The organism is Oleiphilus sp. HI0086, from assembly GCF_001635225.1.
Window position 1 is genome coordinate 1 of record NZ_LWFZ01000459.1, and the last position, 355, is coordinate 355.

The window sequence follows — 355 nt, forward strand, 5'->3', positions numbered from 1 at the left end:
GGGTTACGCTAATGGCATGTTGACAAACTTCTATAACGTAGTAATTGGCTCAATGGTTGGTCCTTTGCTTATCTTTATGGGTGTTGGTGCAATGACGGACTTTGGTCCAATGCTGGCTAACCCTAAAACTATTTTGCTAGGTGCTGCTGCGCAGTTTGGTATTTTCGGTACCGTTCTAGGTGCTGCTTTCCTCACAAGTATGCAAATTGGTGGTGTTTCATTTACGATTGAAGAAGCTGCTACGATCGGTATTATCGGTGGTGCAGATGGACCTACTTCTATCTTCGTATCAAGTGTACTAGCACCGCACCTATTGGGCGCGATTGCTGTCGCAGCTTATTCGTATATGGCGCTT

The 355-nt window shown here is 45.4% G+C and carries 1 protein-coding gene; it reads left to right on the forward strand.

Going from position 1 to position 355, the window contains the following annotated elements; translation table 11 throughout:
* Window positions 1-355, forward strand: a 355-nt coding sequence (locus A3756_RS05705; RefSeq protein ID WP_197481200.1) for a sodium ion-translocating decarboxylase subunit beta, incomplete at both ends; no start/stop codon positions are given.